The organism is Kitasatospora sp. NPDC091257, from assembly GCF_044757675.1.
GTDB lineage: Bacteria > Actinomycetota > Actinomycetes > Streptomycetales > Streptomycetaceae > Kitasatospora > Kitasatospora lactacystinica.
This window is the reverse complement of the sequence record NZ_JBIVVI010001764.1, coordinates 1-1,270: the sequence shown is the minus strand read 5'-3', so window position 1 is coordinate 1,270 and position 1,270 is coordinate 1. Positions and strand designations below refer to the sequence as shown.

The 1,270-nt window shown below is 75.0% G+C and carries 2 protein-coding genes; both read right to left on the bottom strand.

Features of this window, described 5'->3' with window-relative positions:
• Positions 1-937, bottom strand: a 937-nt coding sequence (locus ACIQOV_RS41875) for an RNA polymerase sigma-70 factor (protein ID WP_401056443.1), incomplete at its 3' end; no start/stop codon positions are given.
• A gap of 33 nt (positions 938-970) precedes the next feature.
• Positions 971-1,177, bottom strand: coding sequence for a hypothetical protein (locus ACIQOV_RS41870; protein WP_401056442.1), 207 nt, complete (start codon positions 1,175-1,177; stop codon positions 971-973).
• Positions 1,178-1,270 lie beyond the last annotated feature (93 nt).

The following is a 1,270-nucleotide window of genomic DNA, read 5'->3' as shown; positions in this document are numbered from 1 at the left end:
CCGAGGGAGGCACGGGGGCCGAGGGAGGCACGGGCGCGGCGCCGGCGAGGTGGGCCAGCTTGTGCGGGTTGCGGACGCTGCGGATCCCGACGATCCGCACGGTGCCGTCGGGCTGCTCGGCGAATTCGAACACCGACACGGAGTCGACGGCTCCGTCCACGGTGACCAGCGCACCGGGCTCGCCGTTGACCAGGACCGGACGGGCGCCGGCACCCTCGCCGAGCTGCCCGAGCACCCCGAGGACGAAGCGGGCGACGTTCTCGGCACCGATGACCGGCCGCAGCGCGGCACGGATCACCCCACCGCCGTCCGTCCAGGCGGTGACGTCGGGGGCGAGCAGTTCGAGCATCCGGTTCAGGTCGCCGCCGGCGCAGGCCACCAGGAACTCGTCAGTGGCGCGGCGGCGCAGTTCGGGCGGGGCGTCGTAGCGCGGCCGGCCGGCGCGCACGTGCGCCCGGGCCCGGCTGCCGACCTGACGGCAGGCGGCTTCGGTGCGGTCCAGGGCCTCGGCGATCTCCTGGTAGGAGAATCCGAAGGCCTCCTTGAGCACGAACACCGCCCGCTCCAGCGGGGACAGGCTCTCCAGCACCACCAGCAGGGCCACCGAGACCGTCTCGGCCCGCTCGACACCCTCGGTCGCGTCCGGCTCGGCGACCAGCGGCTCGGGCAGCCAGGGGCCGACGTAGGACTCGCGGCGGACGGCGGCCGAGTCCAGCTTGTTGAGCGCGAGGTTGGTGACCGTACGGGCCAGGAAGCCGCCGGGACTGGCGACCGGGCCGGTGGCGCCGCTCCAGCGCAGCCAGGTGTCCTGGACCAGGTCCTCGGCATCGGCGACGCTGCCGAGCATCCGGTAGGCGATGCCGAAGACCGTCCGCCGGTGCTGCTCGAAGTCGGCCGACCGGGAGTCGGCCGACGGCGCGTCGTGGGTGTCGGTCACCCGCGCGACGCTACCGCACGGTAGCCGCCGCGCTCAGCCCCGGAAGGCCTCGTAGGCGGGGGCGAGCACGACGGCGAGGTCGCGGCCGTGCACGGTGATGCCGGAGCGGCCGAGGCGGCGCAGCGAGGACTCGTCCGGACCGTCCTCCTCCGCCGCCGCCGCCGGCGCGCGGCGCAGGGTGAAGTCGCCGCACCAGTAGGCGGCAACGTTGACCACGGGCGGTTTCGGTTCGTCGCTCACGCGTCCTCCTCGGCCACGGCGTCCTCCCGGGTGAGGGCGACCAGTTCGCGCAGCGCCTCGACCGGCAGGTCGGTGAGCCAGCGCTCCCCCTCC